The sequence below is a fragment of the Candidatus Accumulibacter contiguus genome, from assembly GCF_012940005.1.
In the GTDB taxonomy this organism is placed as follows: Bacteria; Pseudomonadota; Gammaproteobacteria; order Burkholderiales; family Rhodocyclaceae; genus Accumulibacter; species Accumulibacter contiguus.
The window spans coordinates 40,206-63,650 of the sequence record NZ_SPMX01000002.1 but is presented as its reverse complement, the minus strand read 5'-3'; the positions used below and the strand labels follow the sequence as shown (position 1 = coordinate 63,650).

General features: G+C 62.1%; 24 protein-coding genes and 2 pseudogenes. 12 read left to right on the top strand and 14 right to left on the bottom strand.

Features of this window, described 5'->3' with window-relative positions:
* Positions 1–7: 7 nt before the first annotated feature.
* Both miaA and mutL read right to left on the bottom strand, forming a co-directional pair.
* On the bottom strand, positions 8–964 hold the full coding sequence (miaA, locus tag E4Q08_RS00620) for a tRNA (adenosine(37)-N6)-dimethylallyltransferase MiaA (protein ID WP_169068984.1): 957 nt from the start codon (positions 962–964) through the stop codon (positions 8–10).
* Positions 961–2,775, bottom strand: a complete 1,815-nt coding sequence (gene mutL, locus E4Q08_RS00615) for a DNA mismatch repair endonuclease MutL (protein ID WP_169068983.1) — start codon at positions 2,773–2,775, stop codon at positions 961–963. The genes miaA and mutL overlap by 4 nt, the downstream gene beginning before the upstream one ends.
* Positions 2,776–2,839: 64 nt before the next feature.
* Here mutL and E4Q08_RS00610 point away from each other — a divergent pair, with 64 nt between their 5' ends.
* From E4Q08_RS00610 to E4Q08_RS00590, 5 genes and pseudogenes are all read left to right on the top strand, one after another.
* Positions 2,840–3,481 (top strand): DedA family protein, encoded by a 642-nt coding sequence (locus E4Q08_RS00610; protein WP_034913519.1) that lies wholly within the window; start codon positions 2,840–2,842, stop codon positions 3,479–3,481.
* Positions 3,478–4,132 (top strand): annotated as a pseudogene (purN, locus tag E4Q08_RS00605) (phosphoribosylglycinamide formyltransferase). The gene E4Q08_RS00610 and the pseudogene purN overlap by 4 nt, the downstream one beginning before the upstream one ends.
* Before the next feature lie 12 nt (positions 4,133–4,144).
* The gene (locus E4Q08_RS00600; protein WP_169068982.1) at positions 4,145–5,182 is read left to right on the top strand and encodes a DUF3108 domain-containing protein; all 1,038 of its coding nucleotides are present in this window, start codon (positions 4,145–4,147) and stop codon (positions 5,180–5,182) included.
* On the top strand, positions 5,179–6,450 hold the full coding sequence (locus E4Q08_RS00595) for an RsmB/NOP family class I SAM-dependent RNA methyltransferase (RefSeq protein ID WP_169068981.1): 1,272 nt from the start codon (positions 5,179–5,181) through the stop codon (positions 6,448–6,450). The genes E4Q08_RS00600 and E4Q08_RS00595 overlap by 4 nt, the downstream gene beginning before the upstream one ends.
* Positions 6,447–7,850: a mechanosensitive ion channel family protein gene (locus E4Q08_RS00590; RefSeq protein ID WP_169068980.1), complete on the top strand. Its 1,404-nt coding sequence runs from the start codon at positions 6,447–6,449 to the stop codon at positions 7,848–7,850. Before E4Q08_RS00595 ends, E4Q08_RS00590 begins: the two co-directional genes overlap by 4 nt.
* Before the next feature lie 5 nt (positions 7,851–7,855).
* On the opposite strand, the gene E4Q08_RS00585 is transcribed toward E4Q08_RS00590, so the two are convergent.
* The 4 genes from E4Q08_RS00585 to E4Q08_RS00570 all read right to left on the bottom strand — a co-directional run bounded on the left by E4Q08_RS00585 (position 7,856) and on the right by E4Q08_RS00570 (position 10,413).
* The gene (locus E4Q08_RS00585; protein WP_169068979.1) at positions 7,856–8,044 is read right to left on the bottom strand and encodes a hypothetical protein; all 189 of its coding nucleotides are present in this window, start codon (positions 8,042–8,044) and stop codon (positions 7,856–7,858) included.
* A 9-nt stretch (positions 8,045–8,053) separates the two neighbouring features.
* On the bottom strand, positions 8,054–8,209 hold the full coding sequence (locus E4Q08_RS00580) for a hypothetical protein (protein WP_169068978.1): 156 nt from the start codon (positions 8,207–8,209) through the stop codon (positions 8,054–8,056).
* 79 nt (positions 8,210–8,288) lie between these two features.
* Entirely contained in the window at positions 8,289–9,695 is a 1,407-nt protein-coding gene (locus E4Q08_RS00575; RefSeq protein WP_169068977.1) for an ATP-binding protein, read from the bottom strand.
* The gene (locus tag E4Q08_RS00570) at positions 9,682–10,413 is read right to left on the bottom strand and encodes a winged helix-turn-helix domain-containing protein (protein ID WP_169068976.1); all 732 of its coding nucleotides are present in this window, start codon (positions 10,411–10,413) and stop codon (positions 9,682–9,684) included. Before E4Q08_RS00570 ends, E4Q08_RS00575 begins: the two co-directional genes overlap by 14 nt.
* A 190-nt stretch (positions 10,414–10,603) precedes the next feature.
* Here E4Q08_RS00570 and E4Q08_RS00565 point away from each other — a divergent pair, with 190 nt between their 5' ends.
* A complete protein-coding gene (locus tag E4Q08_RS00565; RefSeq protein ID WP_169068975.1) occupies positions 10,604–11,767 on the top strand; it encodes a DesA family fatty acid desaturase in 1,164 nt (387 codons plus the stop codon).
* 12 nt (positions 11,768–11,779) lie between these two features.
* Positions 11,780–12,268 (top strand): disulfide bond formation protein B, encoded by a 489-nt coding sequence (locus tag E4Q08_RS00560; protein ID WP_169068974.1) that lies wholly within the window; start codon positions 11,780–11,782, stop codon positions 12,266–12,268.
* Between the two features lie 28 nt (positions 12,269–12,296).
* Here E4Q08_RS00560 and bioC read toward each other — a convergent pair whose 3' ends face one another.
* Both bioC and bioB read right to left on the bottom strand, forming a co-directional pair.
* A complete protein-coding gene (gene bioC / locus E4Q08_RS00555) occupies positions 12,297–13,184 on the bottom strand; it encodes a malonyl-ACP O-methyltransferase BioC (protein WP_034916690.1) in 888 nt (295 codons plus the stop codon).
* Positions 13,185–13,199: 15 nt separating this feature from the next.
* Positions 13,200–14,192, bottom strand: coding sequence for a biotin synthase BioB (gene bioB / locus E4Q08_RS00550; protein WP_034916692.1), 993 nt, complete (start codon positions 14,190–14,192; stop codon positions 13,200–13,202).
* Positions 14,193–14,261: 69 nt separating this feature from the next.
* Here bioB and E4Q08_RS00545 point away from each other — a divergent pair, with 69 nt between their 5' ends.
* Positions 14,262–14,969 (top strand): ComFC family protein, encoded by a 708-nt coding sequence (locus E4Q08_RS00545; protein WP_169068973.1) that lies wholly within the window; start codon positions 14,262–14,264, stop codon positions 14,967–14,969.
* 74 nt (positions 14,970–15,043) lie between these two features.
* Here the strand turns inward: E4Q08_RS00545 and E4Q08_RS00540 are convergent, their stop codons facing one another.
* The 4 genes from E4Q08_RS00540 to E4Q08_RS00525 all read right to left on the bottom strand — a co-directional run bounded on the left by E4Q08_RS00540 (position 15,044) and on the right by E4Q08_RS00525 (position 17,677).
* Positions 15,044–15,334 carry an FHA domain-containing protein gene (locus E4Q08_RS00540; protein ID WP_169068972.1) on the bottom strand — a complete coding sequence of 97 codons (291 nt, stop codon included), beginning with the start codon at positions 15,332–15,334 and terminating at the stop codon, positions 15,044–15,046.
* A complete protein-coding gene (locus tag E4Q08_RS00535) occupies positions 15,331–15,939 on the bottom strand; it encodes an adenylate/guanylate cyclase domain-containing protein (RefSeq protein ID WP_169068971.1) in 609 nt (202 codons plus the stop codon). Before E4Q08_RS00535 ends, E4Q08_RS00540 begins: the two co-directional genes overlap by 4 nt.
* 85 nt (positions 15,940–16,024) lie before the next feature.
* Entirely contained in the window at positions 16,025–16,933 is a 909-nt protein-coding gene (gene ttcA, locus E4Q08_RS00530) for a tRNA 2-thiocytidine(32) synthetase TtcA (RefSeq protein WP_169068970.1), read from the bottom strand.
* Positions 16,934–16,939: 6 nt separating this feature from the next.
* Positions 16,940–17,677, bottom strand: a complete 738-nt coding sequence (locus tag E4Q08_RS00525; RefSeq protein WP_169068969.1) for a pteridine reductase — start codon at positions 17,675–17,677, stop codon at positions 16,940–16,942.
* A gap of 186 nt (positions 17,678–17,863) precedes the next feature.
* Between E4Q08_RS00525 and E4Q08_RS00520 the strand changes: the two genes are divergently transcribed.
* The 3 genes from E4Q08_RS00520 to E4Q08_RS00510 all read left to right on the top strand — a co-directional run bounded on the left by E4Q08_RS00520 (position 17,864) and on the right by E4Q08_RS00510 (position 20,114).
* A complete protein-coding gene (locus tag E4Q08_RS00520; RefSeq protein WP_169068968.1) occupies positions 17,864–18,676 on the top strand; it encodes a hypothetical protein in 813 nt (270 codons plus the stop codon).
* 4 nt (positions 18,677–18,680) lie between these two features.
* Positions 18,681–19,856 carry a class I SAM-dependent methyltransferase gene (locus E4Q08_RS00515; protein WP_248594605.1) on the top strand — a complete coding sequence of 392 codons (1,176 nt, stop codon included), beginning with the start codon at positions 18,681–18,683 and terminating at the stop codon, positions 19,854–19,856.
* Positions 19,857–19,976: 120 nt separating this feature from the next.
* Positions 19,977–20,114: a hypothetical protein gene (locus E4Q08_RS00510; RefSeq protein WP_169068967.1), complete on the top strand. Its 138-nt coding sequence runs from the start codon at positions 19,977–19,979 to the stop codon at positions 20,112–20,114.
* Between the two features lie 155 nt (positions 20,115–20,269).
* Here E4Q08_RS00510 and E4Q08_RS00505 read toward each other — a convergent pair whose 3' ends face one another.
* On the bottom strand, positions 20,270–20,701 hold the full coding sequence (locus E4Q08_RS00505) for a hypothetical protein (RefSeq protein ID WP_169068966.1): 432 nt from the start codon (positions 20,699–20,701) through the stop codon (positions 20,270–20,272).
* A gap of 40 nt (positions 20,702–20,741) precedes the next feature.
* On the bottom strand, positions 20,742–21,776 hold the full coding sequence (pyrC, locus tag E4Q08_RS00500; RefSeq protein ID WP_034918833.1) for a dihydroorotase: 1,035 nt from the start codon (positions 21,774–21,776) through the stop codon (positions 20,742–20,744).
* A 124-nt stretch (positions 21,777–21,900) separates the two neighbouring features.
* Here pyrC and glpK point away from each other — a divergent pair.
* A pseudogene (glpK, locus tag E4Q08_RS00495) lies at positions 21,901–23,413 on the top strand (glycerol kinase GlpK).
* Positions 23,414–23,445: the final 32 nt, after the last annotated feature.

Genomic DNA, 23,445 nt, shown 5'->3' with positions numbered 1-23,445 from the left:
TTTGCGGTCAGGCGAAGATGCTGCCGATGATCCGGCTGACCTGACCGGCCAGATCGGGGCTCAGGCAATCGACGGTCTGCGGCCGCAGCGTGTTGCCGATCCAGGTGATCTGTCGCTTGGCGAGCTGGCGGGTGGCGTAGATGCCACGCTCGCGCAGTTCGCGACGGGGCGCGAGGCCGTCCTGGACTTCCCACACCTGCCGGTAACCGACGCAGCGCATCGACGGCAGATGAGGATGTAAGTGGTATGTTTTGCGCAAGCACTCGACTTCGGCCTCCAGCCCGGCGGCAAGCATCGCTGCGAAGCGGTCGGCGATGCGCTGGTGCAGGACGCTACGATCCGAGGGCAGCAGGCCGACCGAAACGAAGCGGTAGGGCGGCGCCGCTTTCTCCTCGCTCATGATCAGCGCCGACAGCGGGCGGCCGGAAAGGCGAAAGACTTCGAGCGCGCGCTGGATGCGTTGTGCATCGCTGCGCTGCAGGCGCGCCGCCGTTGCCGGATCGACCTCGGCGAGTTCGGCGTGCAGCGCCGGCCACCCCCGGGCAGCGGCATCCCGGTCGATCGCCGCACGTGTTGCCGGGTCGGCTGCCGGCAAGTCGACCAGGCCGTCGACGAGTGCCTTGAAGTAGAGCATGCTGCCGCCGACGAGCAAGGGCACGCGGCCGCGCGCCGTGACCGCTGCCATTGCGCGCAGTGCGTCAGCACGGAAGCGGGCCGCCGAGTAGGCTTCCTGCGGGCTGATCAGGTCGATCAGTTGATGTGGGAATTCGGCCAGGGTTGCCGCGTCGGGTTTGGCGGTGCCAATGTCCATGTTGCGAAAGACCTGCGCTGAATCGACGCTGATCAGCTCGACGGGGAAGCGCCGCGAAAGTTCGAGCGCCACCGCGGTCTTGCCGCTGGCGGTCGGTCCCATCAGCAGGATTGCCGGCGGCAGAACTCCCGGAGGTGCGGCGACCTCGCTCATCGGCCGCGCAGGAAGTGGCGGTCGAGATCGGTCATGCTCAACTGCGTCCAGGTTGGACGGCCATGGTTGCAGTGGCCGGAACGTTCGGTTTCCTCCATCTGCCGCAGCAGAGCATTCATTTCCGCCAGCGACAGCAACCGCCGGGCGCGCACTGCGCCCTGGCAGGCCATGCTGGCGAGAAACTCGTTGCGCGCTGTGGTCAGCAGTTGCGTGACGCCATGCTCGCGCAGTTCGTTCAAGAGCGAACGCGCCAGCGCGGCCGGGTCGGCGGCCTGCAGCAGGAATGGAACGCCACGCACCGCGAGCTGCCGGGGACCCATCGGCGCGAGATCGAAACCGAGTTGTCGCAGTGCTGCGGCATGCTCTTCGGCGGTGGCGACGTCGATCGCTTCGGCATTGAACACCGCGGGAATCAGCAGCGCCTGCGTCGCCAGTCCTTGCTCGTCGAGTGCGTGTTTGAGCTTCTCGTACAGGATGCGTTCGTGCGCCGCATGCATGTCTACGACCACCAGACCCTGGCGGTTCTCCGCCAGGATGTAGATGCCGTGCAGTTGCGCGAGGGCATAACCAAGCGGCGCTGCTTCGGCTTCGGCGGCTGGCGGCAGTGAATCCGGGACTTGCGCGGCCTGCGCGAACGCCAGGTAAGTACTGTTGCTGGCAGGTTCGCCAACGCCGAGAGAACCCTGGTACGCTGTCTGGCCGGTGAAGGTCGGGCGCTCGGCCTGGGTCGCGCTCGCCGGATGATCGGGCCAGCGCGATGACGACTCGTCTGCTGCCGGCATCTGCGCAGTCGGCGCTGGCGGGGTTGCCAGCGGACTCGACAACAGCCGCTGCACGGCATGGAAGACAAACTGGTGCACCGAGTGCGCGTCGCGGAAGCGGACCTCGGTCTTCTGCGGGTGGACATTGACATCGACAGTCGCCGGATCGACTTCCAGAAACAGACAGTAAGCCGGGTAGCGGCTGCCGTGCAGCAGGTCCTGGTAAGCCTCGCGCAGGGCATGGCTCAATAGCCTGTCGCGAACGAAACGGCCATTGACATAGACGTACTGGGCGTCGCCGCGGGCGCGCGAGTAGGCCGGCAGCGCGCAGAAGCCAAGAACGCGCAGTGGCCCGGCAGCGGCGTCAAGGCGCTGCGACTCGGCGAGAAAATCCTCGCCAAGAATCGCGCCGGCACGCGTTCGCACATCGCTCCTGGGCAGGTGCAGACTGACACGACCATTGTGCGTGAGCGTGAACCCCACTTCTGGATGGGCCAGCGCGATGCGCTTGACGGCTTCGGCGCAATGGGCGAATTCGGTGTTGTCGGACTTGAGGAATTTTCGGCGTGCCGGCGTGTTGTAATAAAGATCGCGCATTTCGACCACGGTTCCGAAGGGCAGGGAGGCTGGTTCGGGCGTTGCCCCCGCTTCCGCACTGAGCCGCCAGGCATGCTGTCCGGCGGTGCTGCCGACCTGCTGCCGACTGGCGATGGTGACCCGCGCGACGGCGGCCACCGAGGCCAGCGCTTCGCCACGGAAACCGAGCGTGCCGACGCGTTCGAGGTCATCGAGCGAGCTGATCTTCGAGGTCGCGTGGCGGACCAGTGCCAGCGCCAGTTCGTCGCGTGCAATGCCGTCACCGTCGTCAATGACGCGGATCAGTTTGACGCCGCCTTCTTCGAGCTGGATCTGGATCGTCGAGCTGCCGGCGTCGAGGGCATTCTCCAGCAGTTCCTTGAGTACCGAGGCCGGCCGATCGACGACCTCGCCGGCAGCGATCTGGCTGATCAAGAGATCGGGCAGGAGATGGATGCGGGTGGTTTCGGGCATCGGCTCATTATACCGGCCCGGCTTCCGGTAGAATCGCTCCTTGCCTCCAGCCTCCTTTCTGACGATGGAATACCTGACCAGCTTTATCGATATCATCCTGCACCTCGACAAGCACCTGGCGATACTGGTGCAGCAATACGGGTCGTGGATCTATGCGATCCTTTTCGTGATCATCTTCAGCGAGACCGGCTTCGTGGTGACGCCTTTCCTGCCCGGTGATTCGCTGCTCTTCGTCGCCGGTGCGCTGGCAGCGCTGGGTGGCATGCAGATCGGCGTCCTGCTCGCGGTGCTGATTGCCGCAGCGCTGCTTGGCAATATGCTCAACTACCAGATCGGCCGCTATCTCGGGCCAAAGGTCTTCCACTGGGAGCAATCGCGTTTTTTCAACCGATCGGCGCTCGAAAAGACGCACGCCTTTTACGAGAAGCACGGCGGCAAGACCCTGGTCATTTCGCGTTTCCTGCCACTGTTTCGCACCTTTGCACCGTTCGTGGCGGGCATCGGCGCGATGAGCTACGGAAAATTCACTTTCTTCAATCTGATCGGTGGGATCGGCTGGGTCGGCTCGCTGACTCTGGCGGGCTACTTCTTCGGCAACCTGCCGTGGATTCAGCAGAATCTGACGCTGGTGATCGTTGCGATCATCGTGATTTCGCTGCTGCCGGTGTTCGTCAGCTGGCTGCAACACCACAAGGCTAGCGCATGATTACCCTGGTGATCCTGATCTCCGGGCGTGGCAGCAACCTCACTTCGCTGCTGAACGCTGCGGCTTCCGGAGCGATGCCGGCGCGTATCGTCGGCGTCATCTCCAACCGGCCCGATGCCCTGGGCCTGCAGACCGCCGAAGCACACGGCGTGCCAACGTGCGTCATCGACCATCGAGGGTTTGCCGAGCGCGAACAATTCGATGTCGCGGTCGCCGCGGCAATTGACGGCTTCGCACCAGACCTCGTGGTGCTGGCAGGAGTTCATGCGGATTCTCGGCAAGGCTTTCGTGCGTCGCTACGAGAATCGCCTGATCAACATTCACCCTTCGCTGTTGCCGGCATTTCCCGGCCTGCACACGCACCGCCGCGCGCTGGCCGAAGGCGTCCGGATTCACGGCTGCACCGTACACTTCGTGACCCCCGACCTGGATCATGGACCGGTCATCGTGCAGGCAGCCGTACCGGTACTCGACGACGACGACGAGGCGACGCTTGCCGCGCGCGTCCTGGCGCAGGAACATCAGGTCTACCCACTGGCGGTGCGCTGGTTTGCCGAAGGCCGCCTGCGACTGCGTGACGGACGCGTATCGCTGGATGCGCCGCAGGCTGGCGGCGTGGTGCTGATCGCTCCGCAGCTCGTCGCGGGGTAATTCGGTGAGCCGATGCCTGTCGTTCTGATCATCGCCTTCCTTGCCTCGCTCGGTGTCCACTCGCTGCTGCTCTTTGCTCCGGAGATCGACTGGTCGGCCGGTAGCGAGCCGCCGACGCTGATTGCTGAACTGAAGACGCCGCCAGCGCCTCTGCCGTCCCTCCAGCCGGAGGCGAAGGCTGAAGTGAAGCCTGTGGCAGCGAATCGGCATCCGGCGCGGCGCAAGCCGACGGCGTCAGCCGCGCCCCGGTCGGTGCTGAGCGCTCGTGATTCGCCAGCGGCGACCCCGGCGCCCGTCTCTGCGCAAGAGCCCGACCCGGCGCCTGTGCTACAAGGAAGTCAAGAACTCGAGGCCATGCCGGACCTGTTGCCGGCAATCCCGTCACCGCTTGCCCATTCGGCGCCGGTCGCGTCGCAATTGCCGGCGCATGGCAGGATTCGTTACCGCGTCGATCGCGGCGATCAGGGTTTTCAGATCGGTTTCTCGATCCACGATTGGGAAGTCGTCGACGGCAGATACCGGATCACGGCGGTGACCGAAACCAACGGACTGGTAGGGTTTTTCCGGCCGCTGCATTTCGAAGTCGAAAGTCGCGGCCGGTGGACCGCTGCCGGATTGCTTCCCGAGCGGGTGATGACCCACCAGAAGGGGCGCGCAAGCGACCAGCGAGCCGAGTTCGACTGGGATGCGCTGCAGTTGCGGATCGGCGATCGGCCGGTGCAGGCCTTGCGCCCCGGTACGCAGGACCTGTTGAGCTTTCCCTACCAGTTGGGCTTGTTGCCTGACCTCGGCGCGAGCCGCAGCTTGCCGATCGTGACCGGGAAAAAATATGCAGACTATCGAGTCGAAGTCGTCGGCGACGAGGACGTCGTGGTTCCGGCAGGAACCTTTCGCTGCCTGCACCTGCGCGTGCCGGGCGTGGCCACGACCGAACTCTGGCTGGCCTACCAGCGTGCGCTGCTGCCGGTGAAAATCCAGCATGTTGACCGCAAGGGCGATCTTTACGTGCAGGTCGCGACCGCCATTGAAATCAGCCAGGAACCGCAATGACCGCAAGCACCGCGCGTTTTACTCCCGCCCTCTTTCGCCACGCCGAAGCACTGCTGTCGGAACTGTTGCGCTCGGCTTTTCCAGCCGACCTGATCGTTTCCCACTATTTTCGCCAGCATCGCGAACTCGGCCATGCCGACCGCGGTTTCGTCGCCGAATCGGTGTTCGCCGTGCTGCGTCGCAAGCGCTCGCTGTCGGCGCGTTGTGCCGGTGAACTGAGCTCGCGGCGGCTGCTGCTCGCCGCCCTGGCCTGCCTGCAGGGAATGAACCGGCGCCAGCTGGAGGGCGTGCTGAGCGAATCCGAGAGCAAATGGCTGGCACAGGCCAAGGCGGTGAAGATCGACGAACTGCCGCCGGCGGTTCGCCTCGATCTGCCCGACTGGCTGTACGCCGAGTTCATGGCGCAGTACGCAGCCGATGAAGTCGATCGCCTGGCAAACGCTCTCAATCAGCCGGCGCCGCTGGATCTGCGCGTCAATCCCCTGAAGGCTGGTCGGTCGGAGGTGCTGGCGAGCTTGCTGGCCGACGGGCTGGCGGCCGAGGCCTGTCGCTATTCGCCGCTGGGAATTCGTCTGCTCGGCAAGCCAGCCCTGTCGAAGCATCCGTTATTTATCGATGGCAGCATCGAAGTGCAGGACGAGGGCAGCCAGCTGCTCGGTTTCCTGTTGCAGCCCAAGCGCGGCGAAATGGTTGCCGACTTCTGTGCTGGTGCGGGTGGCAAGACCTTGTTGCTTGGAGCGCTGATGCGTTCGCAGGGCCGGCTCTACGCCTTCGACGTCGCCGAGCGGCGCTTGGCCAGGCTGAAACCACGCCTGGCACGTTCCGGCCTGTCGAATGTGCATCCGCTGCGGATCGAATCCGAACGTGACATCAGGATCCGGCGCCTTGCCGGCAAACTCGATCGGGTGCTGGTCGACGCGCCATGCTCCGGCCTCGGTACCCTGCGTCGCAACCCGGACTTGAAGTGGCGGCAGACGCCGGCAAGTGTTGCCGAGCTGGGGGTCAAACAGACGGCGATTCTGGCGGCCGCCGGGAGTCTGGTCAAAGCGGGTGGACGCCTCGTCTACGCGACCTGCAGTCTGCTCGAAGTCGAGAACGAGGCGGTGGTCCAGGCCTTCCTGGCGGCGCACCCGGACTTTGTTCTGTGTTCTGCACAGGATGTCCTGACCAGGCAGGGGATCGCGATCGACGTCGGCGAGCGCCTGCGCTTGTTTCCCCATCATCACGGGACCGACGCCTTTTATGCTGCAGTAATGGAGCGGCGATGACCGAAAAGCAGATGTTTGCCCTGCTGTTCGACCTCTGGCGGGATTTTCAGGATCCGGCTTTTCTCTGGCAGGTGCTGGCGTTGGGTGCGAGTTTGCTGCTCGCCTGGGGGGGCGCGCGCTACGGCCGACGGCACGAGTTCGCGCGCGTGAGTACGGCGCACGGTGCCTTGCGCGCCTTCGGTACCGGTAGCCTGAAGCGCGTCGCGTTTCCCCTGCTGGCGCTGCTGTCGGTGTTGATTGTCCGCCAGAGTTTCAGGCACTGGCAGCTCGGGCCGGTCAGCCTGCTCGATCTGGCCGTGCCATTGCTGCTCTCGATGGCGCTGGTACGGGCGGCGATCTATGTTCTGCGCCACGCTTTCTCGCCGAGTGGCTGGCTGGCCAGTTCCGAGCGCTTCATCGCCACAGCCATCTGGTTATGCCTGGCGCTCTATCTGACCGGGCTAGCGGAACCTCTGATCGAGATCCTCGAACAGGTGAGTTTCCACGTCGGCAAGCAGAAGCTGGACCTGTGGACCCTGTTGACCGGCCTGCTGACCGTCGTCGTCACAGTCCTGGTCGCACTCTGGCTCTCGGGCGAGATCGAGGCTCGCCTGCTCGCCAGCGAGACGCTGGACTCGAATCTGCGCGTGGTGCTGGGCCGCCTGGTCAAGGCAGTGCTGTCGGTGGTGGCCTTGTTGCTGAGCCTGTCGATCGTCGGCATCGACATCACTGCTCTGTCGGTGTTCAGTGGCGCATTTGCCGTCGGTCTCGGACTCGGCCTGCAGAGAATCGCCAGCAATTACGTCAGTGGCTTCATCATTCTGCTCGACCGATCGATTCGCATCGGTAACCTGGTCAGTCTCGATGCGACGACCTCCGGAGTCGTCACCCAGATCACTTCCCGCTATACGGTCCTGCGCACACTGGCCGGTACCGAGGTGATCATTCCCAACGAGTACCTGGTGTCGAACATCGTGCGCAATGAGTCCTTCACCGATTCACGACTGCGGATGATGGTACCGGTACAGGTGGCCTATGGCACCGATCTCGAGCAGGCGATGCGCCTGTTGACCGAGGCAGCGCAGGCACAGCCGCGCGTCTTGGCCGAACCTGCGCCGCAAGCGCTGCTGACACTGTTTGCCGATAGTGGCATCAATCTCGAGCTTGGTTTCTGGATTGCCGACCCGCAGGAGGGGACCGGTGGCGTCCGTTCGGCGATCAACCTGATGATCTGGAACTCGTTCCGCGAGCACGGCATCGAGATTCCCTTCCCGCAGCGCGAGGTACGCCTGCTTGGTGGTATGCCGTCAGCGAGCGTGCCTGGCGCTTCTCGTGACGAAAAAAAATCCCGCGCCGTAATCTGCGCGGGATTGAAGGCCCATCGTTGCGACGGGCTACAGGGAGGTCAAACCATTTGCTGATACGGTCATGATGTTCGGCGCCTGCGCCTGCTCAGCCAGCAGCGTGCGCCGTACCAGACCAGCGCGCCGACGGCGGCGATCAGCGAAGCCTTGAGCAGTTCCATTTCTCCGGCGCTGAGCACATCCCAAGCGACAATCCCGATGAAGATGCCGATTCCTTCAGCCACCGGGAAGGGCTGCGGGAGTTGCGCCACCGCCCTCATCTACCCGCAGTGTGCGCCGTGCGCTGTTTCGCAGAAGTGATCCGCAGAATCATCTTCAGAAACGCCCTGCTGGCCGGACGAGGCCGAGTCACTGGCGAAGAAGTGTTGACGTGTAGTGGCGAGGAAGTGCTCGCAGTTCAGCTTGAAGTCGCTCATCTTGTCTTCCTTGATCGTTGTTCTGTACATGGGAAGCAATGATAGAGGCCGACCAGAGCATTCGTCTGCAGCAATTGCGTCAGCTTTCCGTGACGTTCTGTGACAGGGGCCAGCTGAGCGTGAAGCGGGCCCCGCCAAGCGGTGATGCCGCGGCGCTGGCATTGCCGCCATGCTGTTCCAGTACCAGTCGTGCGATCGCCAGCCCGAGTCCGTAACCACCGGTCGCACGGTCGCGCGAACGGTCGAGGCGGGTGAAGGCAGAGAAGACACGTTCACGTTCATCAGCCGGTATGCCGATGCCGTCGTCGTCGACGTGCACCTGGATCCGGCCATCGCGCACTTCCGTACTGACCCGGATACGCGTCCTGGCGTACTTGATGGCGTTGCGCAGCAGGTTGGTGATCGCGTATGGCATGCTTCTGCGATCGAGTTCAACGCGCAGCAGCGGCGGCAAGGCGGTGTTGTCGACCTGCAGCTCAAGCTTGCGCGCCAGCACGCGGCTGGCCTCCACCTGTTCTTCAAGCCAGGGAGCGATCTCGACCGCGGTCAGGTCGAGGTCAGGCTGCTCGCGCTCGAAGCGAGCGTAGGTCAAACTGGAATCGATCAGGCCGTCGAGTTCATCGAGGTCAGCTTCCATCGTTCGCCACAAACGCTCACGCTCGTTTGGGTCAGGAGTTTCCGCCAGCATCTCGAGCGCGAAGCGCAGGCGCGCAATCGGTGTGCGCAACTCGTGCGAGATGGCGCTCGACAACTCCTTCTGCGTTGCAATCAACTGCTGGATCCGTTCGGCCATCCCGTTCAGAGTTTCTGCCAGCGGTCTGAAAGCACTGCTGCGCATGCTTGGGGCACGCGCCGCGAAGAGTCCCTCGCCGAGGGCGCGTGCGGTCTGTCGCATCGCTTCCAGATCTCGCCAGACCGGATGCACCCATAGCCACACGACAATCGCCAGACAGACACCGATCAGACTCCAGGTCAGCAGACTGATGCGTAGATCGAGCGGAATCCCGCGCGGGTATTCCGGGTTGCGCTCGGGGGAAATCGGGCCGACTACCAGAATCTGCGGGGTCTGTTTGAGGCGGTGGTAGATGATGTCTCCCTGCGCGTCAATCGCCAGTTCTCCACTATCGAGTCTCTCTGCCTGTATTGGCGGCAGATTCAGCGTCCAGCGGTCGACGATGTCAAGCTTGTAGGCGAACTTCCGATCGAGCGCTGCGATCGTCTTTGGCCATTCCGAACGTGGCCTGCGAAACAGTTCGTCTTCGATCAGGAGCACCGTGCCGCGCATGAAGCGGCTGGTGTAGTCGTCGGTGATGCCCTTGACCGCAGTCGAAATGACGAAGTCGGCAAAGATCGCAATGGCCACGAAGGAGCCCATGACCAGCAGGTAGAAATTGAAGAATAGTCGGGATAGGCTGTAGCGCCCTCGCCAGGGCGCCGGCTTGTAAGTCCCGAGGATGGCGAGCAGCTTGTTGCTATTGCCAGTCATGCTTGCTGAACAGATAGCCCTTGCCGCGTACGGTCTTGATTCGCGTCGGGTTTTCCGGATCGTCTCCGAGCTTGCGGCGCAGCCTTGAAATGCGGGCGTCAATCGAGCGGTCTAGCCCATCAAAGCCGATCCCGCGCAGTTCCTGCAGCAGGTCGTCGCGAGACAGGATGCTGCCGGCGTGGCGGGCGAGCAGCCACAGCAGATCGAATTCGGCTGTGGTCAGGTCGATGCCATTGCTGCCGAGCTGCGTGCTGCGGGTCGCCTGGCTGATACGAAAGCTGCCAAAAGCCAGTTCGGAAGGTTCGCCTGGTTCCGCCGAGTCGCTGCCAGTGCTGCCAGTGCTGCCCGGGTTGACCGGTGAGCGGCGCAGCAAGGCCTTGATGCGCGCCAGCAGCAGGCGCGGCTGTACCGGTTTGGCAATGTAATCATCGGCACCGAGTTCCAGGCCAAGGATCTGGTCGAAGTCCTCGTCGCGTGCCGTCAGCATCAGGATCACCCCGCCGTAATGCGGGCGGACGGTGCGGCAGACCTCGAATCCGTCCTTGCCGGGCAGCATCACGTCGAGAATGACCAGGTCGGGTCGTTCGTCGAGAATGCGTGCCTCGGCAGTGTTGCCACGCGGCTCGATCTGGACCTCGAAATCGTTCTTTCGCAGGTACTCGGCAGTCAGGTTGGCGAGGCGCTCATCGTCCTCGACCAGCAGGATATGTGTTTTCATTCGCCAATGATAACGGCTTGTGGCTGTGCGTACACACTTGCACCCGAGAAGGCCGTGTTTGGCCTGCCGGCGACCCACAAAGCCTGCCGGTGGCGAATACCCCCAGGGTTTGTCAAAGTTTCTGACAAGTTGCTTTGGCACGACGGCTTATTGCCTTAGAATCGCGTGCTTGCTCATTAAAGGACGGTTTATGTACGCTGGATTAGTCGATTGGCCCTGGTGGGCTTATGTGTTGCTCACCCTGGGTTTGACGCATGTCACGATCGCCGCGGTGACCATCTTCCTACACCGTTATCAGGCGCATCGTGCACTGGATCTGCATCCTCTGGTCGCACATTTCTTTCGCCTGTGGCTGTGGATGAGTACCGGCATGGTGACCAGGGAGTGGGCATCGATCCATCGCAAGCATCACGCCAAGTGCGAGACTGCGGAAGACCCGCACAGTCCGCAGGTTTTCGGCATTCACAGGGTCCTCTGGACCGGCGTCTTGCTCTACGTCAGGGAGGCCCGAAACCAGGATACCATCGAGCGTTACGGCCGCGGCACACCCGACGACTGGCTCGAGAATCATCTCTACTCGCCATGGCACAAACTCGGCGTCCTGCTCATGCTGCTCATCGACATCGCGGTTTTGGGCGTGCTGCCGGGCACCCTGATCTGGGTTGCGCAGATGGCCTGGATTCCATTCTGGGCGGCTGGCGTGATCAATGGTCTCGGGCACTTCTGGGGCTACCGTAATTTCGCTTCCCCGGACGCCAGCACCAACATTTCCCCCTGGGGTATCCTGATTGGTGGAGAAGAGCTGCACAACAACCATCACACCTTTCCGACTTCTGCCAGGTTGTCGATCCAATGGTACGAAGTCGACATCGGCTGGCTCTATATCCGCATCCTTTCTGCACTTGGCCTGGCACATGTGAAGAAGGTGGCACCCAGACCACGTCTGGGTCATCTGCGGCCGGTCGTCGATTTCGACACCCTGCAGGCGGTAATCATTAACCGTTACGACGTACTTTCGCAGTACGCTCGCTCGCTGAAACAGGTATACCGCGAGGAACTCGTCACGCTGCAGGACGGCAGTCGCTTCAAGGGCATGAAACGCTGGCTGGCGGCGGATGCCGGTGCTGTTCCGCAGGAACAGCGCGGGCGACTCGAGTTGCTGCTCGGCGAGAGTCGTGCGCTGCAAACCGCTTACGCCATGCGCGAGGAACTGGTGGCCGTCTGGGAACGCTCGAACGCGTCCCGTGAGCATCTGCTCAAGGCTTTGCAGGACTGGTGCGAGCGCGCCGAGCATTCGGGAGTTCGGCAGTTGCAGGAACTATCGCTGCGCCTGCGCAGCTATGTACTGGCCTGATCGAGCCCACTGATGCGCGTTTCGCCGCGTCTTGCCTTCGGCCTGCTGATGCTGGCGGCGACCGGTCTGACGCTGGCCGGATGGTTGCTCGGCGAGATGCTCAGGCTGCAGGCGTGTCCTCTGTGCATCTTTCAGCGCCTGCTCTATCTGCTGATTGCCTTGTTCGCGCTGGCCGGTGTGCTGTTGCCCGGCTACTCCCGCTTCTGGGGCGTGCCGCTCGGCCTGACGGCAGCCGGCGGCCTGGCGACCGCAGCCTACCAGAGCTGGCTGCAGCTTCTGCCCGACGCGAGCATGGCCTGCGGTTTTGGTGAGCCGACGCTGATCGAGCAGATTGTCGACTGGTTTGGCGTACGCTGGCCGTCGCTGTTCATGGCCACCGGTTTCTGTTCAAGCAAGGACTGGCTGTTCCTCGGCCTGTCGATGGCCAACTGGTCTTGTCTTTGTTTTCTGGCTATTCTGGTCGTCGCTGCCGTACTGGTGATGAGGCGCGGCGAGTGCTAGAGACCGCGCTGAAACGCAGGTTGCCGGATCAACGCATGCGCTGTCTGGGATCGAAACGGACAATCGCCCGCCCGTCAGCGGTCTTTCTCGGTGGCGCTTTCCAGGCATGTCCATAGACCACTTCAACGGTCGCCGGCAGCCGTCCGGAGTGCGCGAGTTGTGGATAGGCAGCGCGCGCCGCGGCCCAGGCCGAGCGCCCCATCAGGCCATGCCGGCGAGCCCGCATGGCACAGGTCGAGCCACTTCTGCGCAAATCGTTGAGCAGGTCGTCAAAGCTCGCGTAGGTCATGGTCAGGACCTCCGCATCCATCACCGGGTCGGTAAAACCACACTCGACAAGCATGTCGCCGTAGTCGTGCAGGTCGGTAAAACGCTGGGTATGGACGTAACCATCGGCAAAACTGGCGCGCAGTTCTTTCAGGGTGTCCGGTCCAAAAGTCGAGAACATCAGCAGCCCATTGATGGCGAGCAGCCGATGCACTTCACGAAACACTGCCAGTGGATCATCAAGCCAGTGCAGCATCAGATTTGACCAGACGAGATCGATCGACTGCCTTGGCAAGGGCAGGCAGGCTGCATCCGCGACCAGCAGCGGCGCTTGCCTGCCGCGCAGAAACGGCAGCAAGTAGCGCAGCCGCGAGCGTTGTGCCTGTCCCGCCTGCAGCATCGCTGCGCAAAGATCGACGCCAAGAAGCAAAGCTTTGGGATAATGTTCACGCAGCGCGGTGAGACTGGCACCGGTGCCGCAACCGAGATCGAGGACACGCTGCGGCTCGATACGCACATAGTCGAGGCGTTCGAGCATGCGACTGCCGATTTCGCGCTGCAGAACTGCTACCTCGTCGTAGGTCGACGCCGCCCGCGCAAAATTTCGTCGCACCTGGCGCTGCTCGACGAACTGCGCCGGTGCCTTCATTGACGACTGGCTCGCCTAGATCGGCCGTAGCCCAAGCTTCTCGAACAGCACTTGATCACGATCGGCTTCAGGGTTGCCGGTGGTCAGCAGTTTGTCACCGTAGAAGATCGAATTGGCGCCAGCCAGAAAACACAGGGCCTGCAGTTCTTCGGCCATCGCCTGACGGCCGGCCGACAGACGTACGAAACTGGATGGCATGGTGATGCGCGCGGCGGCAATGGTGCGCACGAACTCGAAACCATCGATCGGCGCAACATCGGCCAGCGGTGTACCGGGAATCGGTACCAGATTGTTGATCGGCACCGATTCCGGCGGCGGATTGAGGCTGGCAAGCTGGACGATCAGCGCAGCGCGGTTGCGGCGCGACTCGCCCATGCCGATGATTCCTCCGGAACAGACTTTGATGCCGGCCTCACGTACCTGGCCAAGGGTATCGATGCGGTCGGCGTGCTTGTGGGTGGTGATCACCTGTCCATAGAAAGAGGCATCGGTATCGAGGTTGTGGTTGTAGTAATCGAGACCGGCTTCCTTGAGTTCGTTGGCCTGGCCATCCTTGAGCATGCCCAGGGTGACGCAGGTCTGCAGACCGAGGCCCTTGACGGCGCGGATCATTTCGCTGACTTTCGCGAGATCCTTGTCTTTCGGACCTCGCCAGGCAGCACCCATGCAGAAGCGCGAGGCGCCCTTGTCCTTGGCGGCCTGCGCCGCGGCGATGACCTCGTCGAGCGGCAGCAAGGCTTCACGTCCGGTTTCGGTATTGTAGCGTGCCGCCTGCGAGCAATAGCCGCAATCCTCGGAACAACCGCCGGTCTTGACGGAGAGCAGCGTCGAGAGTTGAATCTCATTGGCGTCAAAGTTCTCGCGGTGCACCTGTTGTGCACGGAAGATCAGGTCCATCAGGGGAAGCTGGTATAGCGCCTCGACTTCGGCGACAGTCCAGCACGCTGTGCGGGCTGCAGCGGCAGCATGTTCGGGAGTAAGCGCGGCGGCTTGAGGAATGGCATTCATGGTCGGTAAACCTAAGGGTTGGGGTAAATTAAGGCCCGGCAGTACGGATTCTTTGCGAGCACTTGAAAAATGTCAATCTTAACTCAAAGCGCCGGCTTGGTCCGCAGATCGTGCGCAAGGCTGCTTTCGCAGGACTGTCTGTTATGCGGCGCCGACAGCGGCGAGCACCTCCTCTGTCGAGCCTGTGAGGCGGATTTGCCGCGACTGCCGCTGCCAGTCTGTCCTCGCTGTGCGCTGCCGACGTCGCATGGTGAAGTCTGTGGCCGCTGCCTCGCCAAGCCACCGCACTACGATGCCACGTTCGCCGCTTTTCGCTATGCCTTCCCGATGGACAAGCTGGTGCAGTCATTCAAGTATGGACATCGTCTGGCACTCGCAGACTACTTCGGCCACCATCTTGCCTTGCTGAGCGAGAACGAGCTTGCCGACCTGATCATCCCCTTGCCGTTACACCCCCTGCGTCTTCGCGAACGCGGCTTCAACCAGGCGCTCGAACTCGCCCGACCGGTCGGCAAAGCCTGCCGAATCCCTATCGACACGCGCAGTTGCCGCCGCATCCGTCGCACCGCCATGCAGGCTGACCTACCCTGGCGAGAAAGAGCAAGAAATGTTCGTGGTGCCTTTCACTGCGAATCGGATTTTACCGGCAAGCGACTACTCCTGATCGACGATGTGATGACCACCGGCGCGTCACTGGACGAATTGGCGCGTACGGTGAAGTTGCACGGTGCTGTGCGGGTGGTGTTGCTGGTCGTCGCCCGCACCTTGCCTGCGTAATCGCCGGCATTCCGGAACAGAGTTGCTGTGTCGCCAGTGGCATGCACCGTTATACGCGCAGCAGCCCGGTCTTCTCAAAGATGTTCGAATTCGGCGATGTCTGCGCCCGAACTGCCTGCTGGAGCGGCAAAGGCAATGATTCCGCTGCCGTGCAGGGCAAGTTCCTCGTGCTTCAGAAACAGCTCCTGCTCGCCGTTGACCGTCACGAAAGTGCCATTGGTACTGACATCCGTAAGTACGAAATGCTCGCCTCGCCGCTCAATCAGCGCGTGGTTGCGAGAGGCGCGGCGATCGCGAACCGTGATCTCACAACTCGTATCACGGCCCATGAGCAGGCTGGTTCGGTGCTTGTCGAGCACTTTCACAATGTGACCATAACGTACGCAAAGCCGCAGTCCCTATCCTGCACGGGCGCATGCGGCTCGACAATCGCTTTGGCAGGCTCACTCGCATGCTCAAGCCAGAGCACTTCGAAGACCTGCAGTTCAGCAGGCTGTCCGGCGATCGACCGATTTTCCAGGGGGCGTATCGACAACTGCTGATGCGGCGACAAAAGTACCTGTGTGGTGCCGCTGGTCAACACCTGCCCGGCGCCGGCCAGCCTCGCCAGGGATTCCGCAGTGTTCACGCACTCGCCGAGGAACTCACCAAGCTCCTCGATCACGGCTCCATGATGAAAACCGACCTGGATCGCCAGTTGAACGCCGGAGACGGGTGGCAGGTCGGCGACCCGCCGCTGCATGGCGATGGCCGCCTGGCAGGCATCGTTGGCGTTGGCGAAGACTGCGGTGAGGTCGTCCCGACCGGTCTTCACAATGCGGCCGTGAAAGCCATCAATGCCACGGCGCATGCGTTTCATGCAACGGTCAACGGCGTGCAGGGCTTCGGCACCAGCGAGTTTTTCGAATAGTCGTGAGCTCCCGGCAACCGCAGCAAACACTACCGACAGCATCCTTTCTCTGCTGCTCATGTATCGTACTCCCTGTCTTGTTCCTTGGCATCAGCCTGCTGCATCGATTCTGCAGGCCGGTCATCATCGCTGCTGGGCTTGCTGTTCATCGCCGCACGACCTGTAGCGGAATGATTTCCGGCGATGAGCAGCGATCGCCGGGTGGCTGCGGGTCGAACACCGAATCGCCTCCAGCCATGGTTGTCAGCTCGGTCCCGGGACGCAAATCCTTGAAGTCGAACAAGGTCTGGTCGGCCAGATGCGAGGGAACGATTTTCTGGAGCGCAGAAAAAACCGATTCCGTGCGTCCAGGGTAGCGCCGATCCCAGTCAGCCATCATTTCGCGAATTTTCTGGCGTTGCAGATTGTCCTGCGAGCCGCAGAGATTACAGGGAATGATCGGGTAGTCCATGCCGCGCGCGAAACGCGCGATGTCCGCTTCGCCGCAGTAGGCCAGCGGTCGGATCACCACATGCACGCCGTCGTCGGTGACCAGTTTGGGCGGCATTGCCTTGAGCTGTCCGGCAAAGAAAAGATTGAGGAAGAGCGTGTGTACGATGTCATCGCGATGGTGACCAAGCGCGATCTTGTTGGCACCGATTTCCTTGGCGGTACGATAAATGATGCCGCGACGCAGTCGAGAACACAGCGAACAGGTCGTCTTGCCCTCCGGAATCTTGCTCTTGACCACCGAATAGGTATCCCGTTCGACGATCCGATAGTCGACACCAATTTTCGTCAGATATCTCGGTAGCACATCAGCAGGATAACCCGGCTGTTTCTGGTCGAGATTCATGGCGATCAAGCGAAAATCGACCGGTGCACGTTCACGCAAGGCCATCAGTAGCGACAGCAGCGTGTACGAGTCCTTGCCGCCGGAAATGCAGACCAGAACCGTATCGCCATCCTCGATCATGTTGTAGTCGGCAATCGCCTTGCCAGCCTGGCTCTCCAGGCGTTTTCTCAGGCGCAGCAGGGTATTCGACAGTTCCAAAGGAGCCCTTTCCAATGGCATGATGAATTACAGATGCGCACTGTGACCGCCATCCACATTGATGACCTGACCGGTCACGTAGGTTGCGTCTTCGAGTAGATAATGTACCGCCCGGGCGACGTCCTGCGGACAGCCGGCTCGCTCCAGCAAGGTATGTGCCACGATTTCTGCGCGCGTGCTACTGTCAAAAAAGCCATCCTCGGGCCACAGGATCGGCCCCGGAGCAACGGCATTCACGCGCACCAGCGGCCCCAGTTCAATGGCCAGGGCACGCGTCAGTCCCAGCAGGCCCGCTTTCGCTGCGCAGTACAGTGGATAACCGGCGAGTGGTCTTTCGGCATGGATGTCGGTGATGTTGACGACGGCGCCGCGCGCAGCCAGCAGATGTGGCGCGGCAGCCTGGGTCAGAAACAGCGGCGCCTTGAGATTGCTGCCCACCAGATCATCCCAGGCCTCCTGGTCAATGCTGCCGAAAGGCGTTGGAAAAAAGCTTGAGGCGTTGTTCACCAGGGCATCGAGACGGCCAAAACGATCAATGGTGCCGGTCACCAGCCATGGCAAGGTCTCGATGTCCCGCAGATCGGCCTGCAGACAAGCTGCCGAAAAGGGTCTGAGCGCATTCAGTTCGGCAACCAGCGCTGCGGCAGCCGCCGATGCCTGGCGGTAGTGCACCATGATGTTGGCTCCGGTTGCGTGCATTTCGCGCGCAATGGCGCTGCCCACCCGCTTGGCGGCACCGGTTACCAAGATCGTCTTTCCGCTCATCCCCTGCTCATCCCCATGCTATCCCAACGATCAGGAAAGCAACCAAGAGTTGATTCTAGCGGATTCTTGCCACCGTCTTCCGAAAAACGCTCCTTTCCATCGGCGTCGCGGTAAACTGTAACAAAACTGATATTGGGAGATCATTGATGAGCCACCTGGACACCCCCCCTCGACGCCGACGATCTGATGATGATTACCGAGCGTATCGGCAAACTCCCGGCAGCCGAAGCCGAATGGGTCAGCGTCCTGCTGCAGGAGTTACTGCGCGCGCGCGCACGCGAAGCTGAATTGCTGGCCGGGGAAGCAACCCTCCGGCGAGAAACCGAGGCGCACAGCGCTGAGCTTGACGATCACCTGGCACAGCTCGCTCTCGACACCGCCGAGTGGTTGAAAACACTGTGGAATGTCGGCTACATGGGAGCTGGCAACTTTCGTGCCGACCCACGCTCGACATTTCCGTCGATTGACCTCGAAGATATCCGGAAATCCTCGCTCTTTGCCCGTATTCGCCAGGGCAAGCACGCCCTTCCGTTTGCACCGCCGACCCGGCAGGGCTTGCCCTGGCACGAACTCCTCGAAGGCCAGGCAGAGCAAACCCACACGGTAAATGCTGAAGTCATTCGCGATGAAGAGGATCTGCCGATCGGGGCGATCATCGAAGCTTGTGCCGAGTGGCAGATCATCGAAGAAGACGCCGGGCAACAGGAATTCATCGTGCAATACCAGGGCAAGGGACCGCGCTACCGGCTGCGGCTGACCGACGGCACGACTGCCCGACTGCATCGCGAACCGCCGAGTATGACGTGCAAGATCCACCTGCAAGGGCACGGTAGTTTCCACAGCTACACGCTCGAATGGCCCGAAGCCGACGACCGCAAGCAGTTCGTGCCCTTGCGCGCAGCCACCTGGGCGCGTGCAGAATCGGAGGCGGAGCATTGGCTGGCGACGACGCATCCGGAAGTGTACGGCCAGGTCCGCTTCGAAGTCTGCGAACAGTGAAGCATTGACTGCCCGGATCGCAGCCTCGCTGCCCGTTCCGACGGCCGATGCGCTGGCCGGCAGCGCAGCGCTGAGCCGCGACATCGCGGCGCGGATTGAAGCCGCAAGCGGCTGGATCGGCTTCGATCGCTTCATGGATCTCGCGCTCTACTCACCAGCTCAGGGCTATTATGCCGGTGGTGCGCACAAGTTTGGCGCAGGCGGAGATTTCATTACCGCACCGGAGCTCGGCTCGACCTTCGCTCAGACCCTGGCCGCGCAGGCAGCGCAACTGCTTGCACTGACTTCTCCACAAATCGTCGAGGTTGGCGCCGGGAGCGGGCAACTCGCCGCCGACCTGCTGCTTGAACTGGCTCGGCGCGACCAGCTTCCCAAATGTTACGGCATCCTCGAAGTGTCCGGTGAATTGTGTGCCCGCCAGCACGAAACGCTTGGCAAGCGTGCACCGCATCTCCTGCCACGCGTACGCTGGCTTGACCACCTGCCCGAGCATTTCGATGGTTTGGTGCTAGCCAACGAAGTGCTCGATGCGATGCCGGCACATCTCGTGAGCTGGAACGGGGCAACAATCGCCGAGCGCGGTGTTGCGGTCAAGGATGGGCAGTTCATCTGGAGCGATCGCCCGGCCAATGGCCGGCTGCTCGAACGTGCCCGAGTTCTGGCCGCGGAATGTGCGATAGCACCCGGCTATCTGAGTGAAATCGCACTGCTGGCGCCGGCCTGGGTGGCGCAATGGGCCGCGATCCTGGGACACGGTGCGCTGCTTCTGATCGACTATGGCTTTCCGCGGCGCGAATATTACCACCCGCAGCGCGATGCTGGCACGCTGATGTGTCACTACCGTCACCACGCACATGGTGAACCCTTCTACCTGCCGGGCTTGCAGGACATCACGGTGCATGTCGACTTCACCGCCATCGTCGAAGCAGGCTGTGAGGCCGGACTGGATTTGCTGGGCTACACCACGCAGTCGAACTTTCTCTTCAACTGCGGCTTGACCGAGATCCTGGCAAGAACGCCGGCGAGCGACCCGATGCGCTACCTGCCGCTCGCCAACGCGGCACAAAAACTGGTTTCACCAGCGGAAATGGGAGAACTTTTCAAGGTGATCGCCCTTGGTAAAGGCATCAGCGAACCACTACTGGGCTTCGTCAACGGCGACCGCAGCGCGGCACTCTAGGCTTGACGATGGACAATTCTGGCAGCAGCTCCACCAACCCCTTCCGTGTGAGCTAAATAGCGCGTATGCTGGCGCGTGCCATCTGGCATGCCACACTGCAACAGCTTAAGGAGAATCCGCATGGCCAAGAGTCAGTTACGCAGTAATCGCGAAGTCAAGAAACCGAAGCAACCCCAGAAGCCCGTCGTGCCGACGACACCTTTTGGTGGAACATCGTCGAGTGCCGGCTCGCACACACCCGAAGTCAAGAAGAAGTGAGCTGCAGCGCAGCCACACTCGCGGCCTGAACCCGAACCCTAAAGAGACGGCGAGCAAACCGGTAGGTCTGCCGGTGCCTGCAGAAGGAGGAAGCGCTGCCCGATCCGATCGATGGGTCAACTTTTACCGATGTGACCAGGCGCACCATGCCCCGCTCACTGCGCGACTGGCGCCTCGCTCGGCGGTGCGGCGACAAAGGAAAGCGTCCCGCTGCGCATCTGGAACGTTCCCTGCAAGGGGCCCATGCCACCGTCGGGTTCTCCGTCAAGTTTCGCAAAGCCCTCGCAGCTGCGCGTTTCGACGACAAACATGCGCTTGCCTTGCTTGAGAATCCAGGCATCGTTACCCGGCGCATAGACCTCTACCCTGCTTTCAGCACCTCCCGGTCCCATCTCGTGCCGCCGCTGGCAATCGGGCATGCGCGCCGCGACGATCGCGTACCTGGCGGTTTTTTCCCAGAAAAAGTTCTGAACACGAATCAGCGTCAGCGAATGCTGGCGCGAGGCAATTTCGAAAGACGCGCGCTGATCCGAACAGGCCATCAACAGAGGCAGAAGCAAGCAGGGGAGCAGCTTTTTCAATGACAAGGAAATTTCCTCTGGCGAATTCCGGAACCTGGTGGCGGCATCAGTCGAGCATCCGCCAGTGCAGCCACTCGCCAGCCCCGAGGGGGACCAGCCGATCGTCATCAGCATACGCGTAGGTTTCGGGTACACGCCAGTCCTGCTGTTCGAGCGTTACCTGGCCGCCATTGCGCGGCAAACCGTAGAAGTCCGGGCCATGAAAACTGGCGAAGGCCTCCAGCCGATCGAGAGCGCCTGCCGACTCGAAGGCTGCCGCGTAGAGTTCGAGCGCTGCATGTGCCGTGTAACAACCGGCGCAACCGCAGGCGGTCTCCTTGGCGGTGCGCGCATGTGGCGCGGAATCGGTTCCGAGGAAGAATTTACGGTTGCCTGAAGTGGCCGCGCGCAGCAGTGCCTGGCGATGCCTCTCGCGCTTGAGGACCGGCAGGCAGTAGTAATGCGGGCGCACCCCACCGGCAAAAATGGCGTTGCGGTTGTAAAGAAGGTGGTGAGCAGTGATCGTCGCCGCGACATTCGGCCCGCAATCGGCAACGAAGTTGGCGGCGTCAGCGGTCGTGATATGTTCGAAAACGACCCGGAGCTGCGGGTGCCGCGCCAGCAGAGGTCGCAGCACGCACTCGATGAACACCCGCTCGCGATCGAATACATCAATCGTCGGGTCGGTCACTTCGCCGTGCACCAGCAAAGGCATTCCCAGCTCGGCCATCGCTTCCAGCGCTGGCGCGCATCGATCGACATCCGTCACTCCCGAATCGGAGTTGGTCGTCGCTCCGGCCGGGTAGAGCTTGACGGCGTGCACGCTGTCGCAATCGACGGCACGGCGGATTTCGTCGGCGGGCGTTTTGTCGGTCAGATAGAGGGTCAATAGTGGTTCGAAAGCCACGCTCCGCGGCAGCGCGGCGAGGATGCGCGCACGATACGCTTGGGCAGCGGCGACCGTGGTGATTGGCGGGCGCAGATTGGGCATCACGATGGCGCGGGCAAACTGGCGCACCGTGTGCGGCAGGACCGCTGCCAGCGCCGCACCATCGCGCAGATGGAGGTGCCAGTCATCGGGACGAGTGATGGTGATCTGCATGCTTGCGTCTGAAGAAGGAAATCACGGAATTCCAGATTCTAACAGTGCTGGCGCCATTCCAGCAGATCGTGCAGCCAGGATATCCCTTGACCGGTCGATCGATACTTGCCTAGACTCTCGAACCATGAGTGAAGGCTACGTTCTCGCGATCGACCAGGGCACTACCGGCTCGACGGTGCTGATCTTCGACCACGACGGGCAGGTCAAGGGCCGAGCCTATTCCGAGTTCGCCCAGCACTATCCCCGGCCTGGCTGGGTGGAGCACGACGCCGAGGAGATCTGGCAGGTGACCGTCAGGGTCATCGGCGAAGCCCTGCGCGTCGCGCGTGTCCGAGCCAGCGATCTGCAAGCCATCGGCATCACCAACCAGCGGGAAACGACAGTGCTCTGGGATCGGGCCACCGGCAGGCCGGTGGCCCGGGCCATTGTCTGGCAGGACCGTCGGACAGCACGCTATTGCGACGAGCTGAAAGAGCGGGGACTGGAGGAATGGGTCCGCCACAAGACCGGTCTGGTGATCGACCCGTATTTCTCCCGGCACCAAGGTGAAGTGGCTGCTGGATCACGTAGACGGTCTGCGCGCGCGCGCAGAGCGCGGCGAAATCGCTTTTGGCACCATGGATTGCTGGCTGGTCTGGCAGTTGACCGGTGGCAAGGCGCATGTCTCCGACTATTCCAACGCTTCGCGTACGCTGCTGTACAACATTCAGGAATTACGCTGGGACGAAGAAATTCTCGAACTGCTCGATATCCCCAAGGCGGTTCTCCCCGCGGTCAGGCCTTCTGCGTGCATTTTCGGATCGACCGATCCGGAGATGTTCTTCGGAACACACGGTATTCCCGTCGCGGGAATCGCCGGCGACCAGCAGGCGGCATTGTTCGGGCAAGCCTGCCACGGCGCGGGTCTCGCCAAGAACACCTATGGCACCGGTTCCTTCGTGCTGATGAATACCGGCAAAAAACTGGTCTTCAGCAAGGAAAAACTGCTGAGCACCATCGCCTGGGGGATTGGCGACGAGCCGGTCGAGTATGCTCTGGAAGGCGCCATCTTCATCACCGGCGCGGCCGTGCAGTGGCTGCGCGATGGTCTGAAGATCATTCAATCGGCTGCCGAGGTCGAGGCGCTGGCGCGCTCGGTGCCGGACAACGAAGGCGTCTATTTTGTGCCGGCACTGGTCGGTCTGGGCGCACCACACTGGGATCCCTACGCCCGCGGCCTGCTGATCGGCATCACCCGTGGCACCACCCAGGGACACCTCGTGCGGGCAGTGCTCGAGAGCATGGCCTACCAGACGCGCGACGTGATCGAGGCGATGCAGCGCGATTCCGGAATCACCCTCAAGGATTTGCGCTGCGATGGCGGCGCCTCGGTCAACCGTCTGCTGATGCAGTTCCAGGCCGACATTCTCGGGGTGCCGGTGGAAGTGCCGCGGATTGTCGAGACCACCGCCCTGGGCGCCGCCTATCTGGCCGGACTGGCCACCGGTTTCTGGAGCAGCCGTTCGGAGCTGGCCGCAAAATGGCAGCTCGACAACCGTTATACGCCGCGCATCGACGAGGCCGAGCGCCAACGTCTGTTCCGGCGATGGCACCAGGCGGTCGAACGCTGCAAGGGCTGGGCGCTGGATGACGAGTGAGCCTCATGACGTTCTGGTGTGCACTGAAGATT

Bases quoted from the DNA above. Each gene is read 5' to 3' on its own strand.
- miaA (WP_169068984.1), bottom strand. From the start codon at position 964: ATGAGCGAGGTCGCCGCACCTCCGGGAGTTCTGCCGCCGGCAATCCTG.
- mutL (WP_169068983.1), bottom strand. From the start codon at position 2,775: ATGCCCGAAACCACCCGCATCCATCTCCTGCCCGATCTCTTGATCAGC.
- E4Q08_RS00610 (WP_034913519.1), top strand. From the start codon at position 2,840: ATGGAATACCTGACCAGCTTTATCGATATCATCCTGCACCTCGACAAG.
- E4Q08_RS00600 (WP_169068982.1), top strand. From the start codon at position 4,145: ATGCCTGTCGTTCTGATCATCGCCTTCCTTGCCTCGCTCGGTGTCCAC.
- E4Q08_RS00595 (WP_169068981.1), top strand. From the start codon at position 5,179: ATGACCGCAAGCACCGCGCGTTTTACTCCCGCCCTCTTTCGCCACGCC.
- E4Q08_RS00590 (WP_169068980.1), top strand. From the start codon at position 6,447: ATGACCGAAAAGCAGATGTTTGCCCTGCTGTTCGACCTCTGGCGGGAT.
- E4Q08_RS00580 (WP_169068978.1), bottom strand. From the start codon at position 8,209: ATGAGCGACTTCAAGCTGAACTGCGAGCACTTCCTCGCCACTACACGT.
- E4Q08_RS00575 (WP_169068977.1), bottom strand. From the start codon at position 9,695: ATGACTGGCAATAGCAACAAGCTGCTCGCCATCCTCGGGACTTACAAG.
- E4Q08_RS00570 (WP_169068976.1), bottom strand. From the start codon at position 10,413: ATGAAAACACATATCCTGCTGGTCGAGGACGATGAGCGCCTCGCCAAC.
- E4Q08_RS00565 (WP_169068975.1), top strand. From the start codon at position 10,604: ATGTACGCTGGATTAGTCGATTGGCCCTGGTGGGCTTATGTGTTGCTC.
- E4Q08_RS00560 (WP_169068974.1), top strand. From the start codon at position 11,780: ATGCGCGTTTCGCCGCGTCTTGCCTTCGGCCTGCTGATGCTGGCGGCG.
- bioC (WP_034916690.1), bottom strand. From the start codon at position 13,184: ATGAAGGCACCGGCGCAGTTCGTCGAGCAGCGCCAGGTGCGACGAAAT.
- bioB (WP_034916692.1), bottom strand. From the start codon at position 14,192: ATGAATGCCATTCCTCAAGCCGCCGCGCTTACTCCCGAACATGCTGCC.
- E4Q08_RS00545 (WP_169068973.1), top strand. From the start codon at position 14,262: ATGTCAATCTTAACTCAAAGCGCCGGCTTGGTCCGCAGATCGTGCGCA.
- E4Q08_RS00535 (WP_169068971.1), bottom strand. From the start codon at position 15,939: ATGAGCAGCAGAGAAAGGATGCTGTCGGTAGTGTTTGCTGCGGTTGCC.
- ttcA (WP_169068970.1), bottom strand. From the start codon at position 16,933: ATGCCATTGGAAAGGGCTCCTTTGGAACTGTCGAATACCCTGCTGCGC.
- E4Q08_RS00525 (WP_169068969.1), bottom strand. From the start codon at position 17,677: ATGAGCGGAAAGACGATCTTGGTAACCGGTGCCGCCAAGCGGGTGGGC.
- E4Q08_RS00520 (WP_169068968.1), top strand. From the start codon at position 17,864: ATGATGATTACCGAGCGTATCGGCAAACTCCCGGCAGCCGAAGCCGAA.
- E4Q08_RS00510 (WP_169068967.1), top strand. From the start codon at position 19,977: ATGGCCAAGAGTCAGTTACGCAGTAATCGCGAAGTCAAGAAACCGAAG.
- pyrC (WP_034918833.1), bottom strand. From the start codon at position 21,776: ATGCAGATCACCATCACTCGTCCCGATGACTGGCACCTCCATCTGCGC.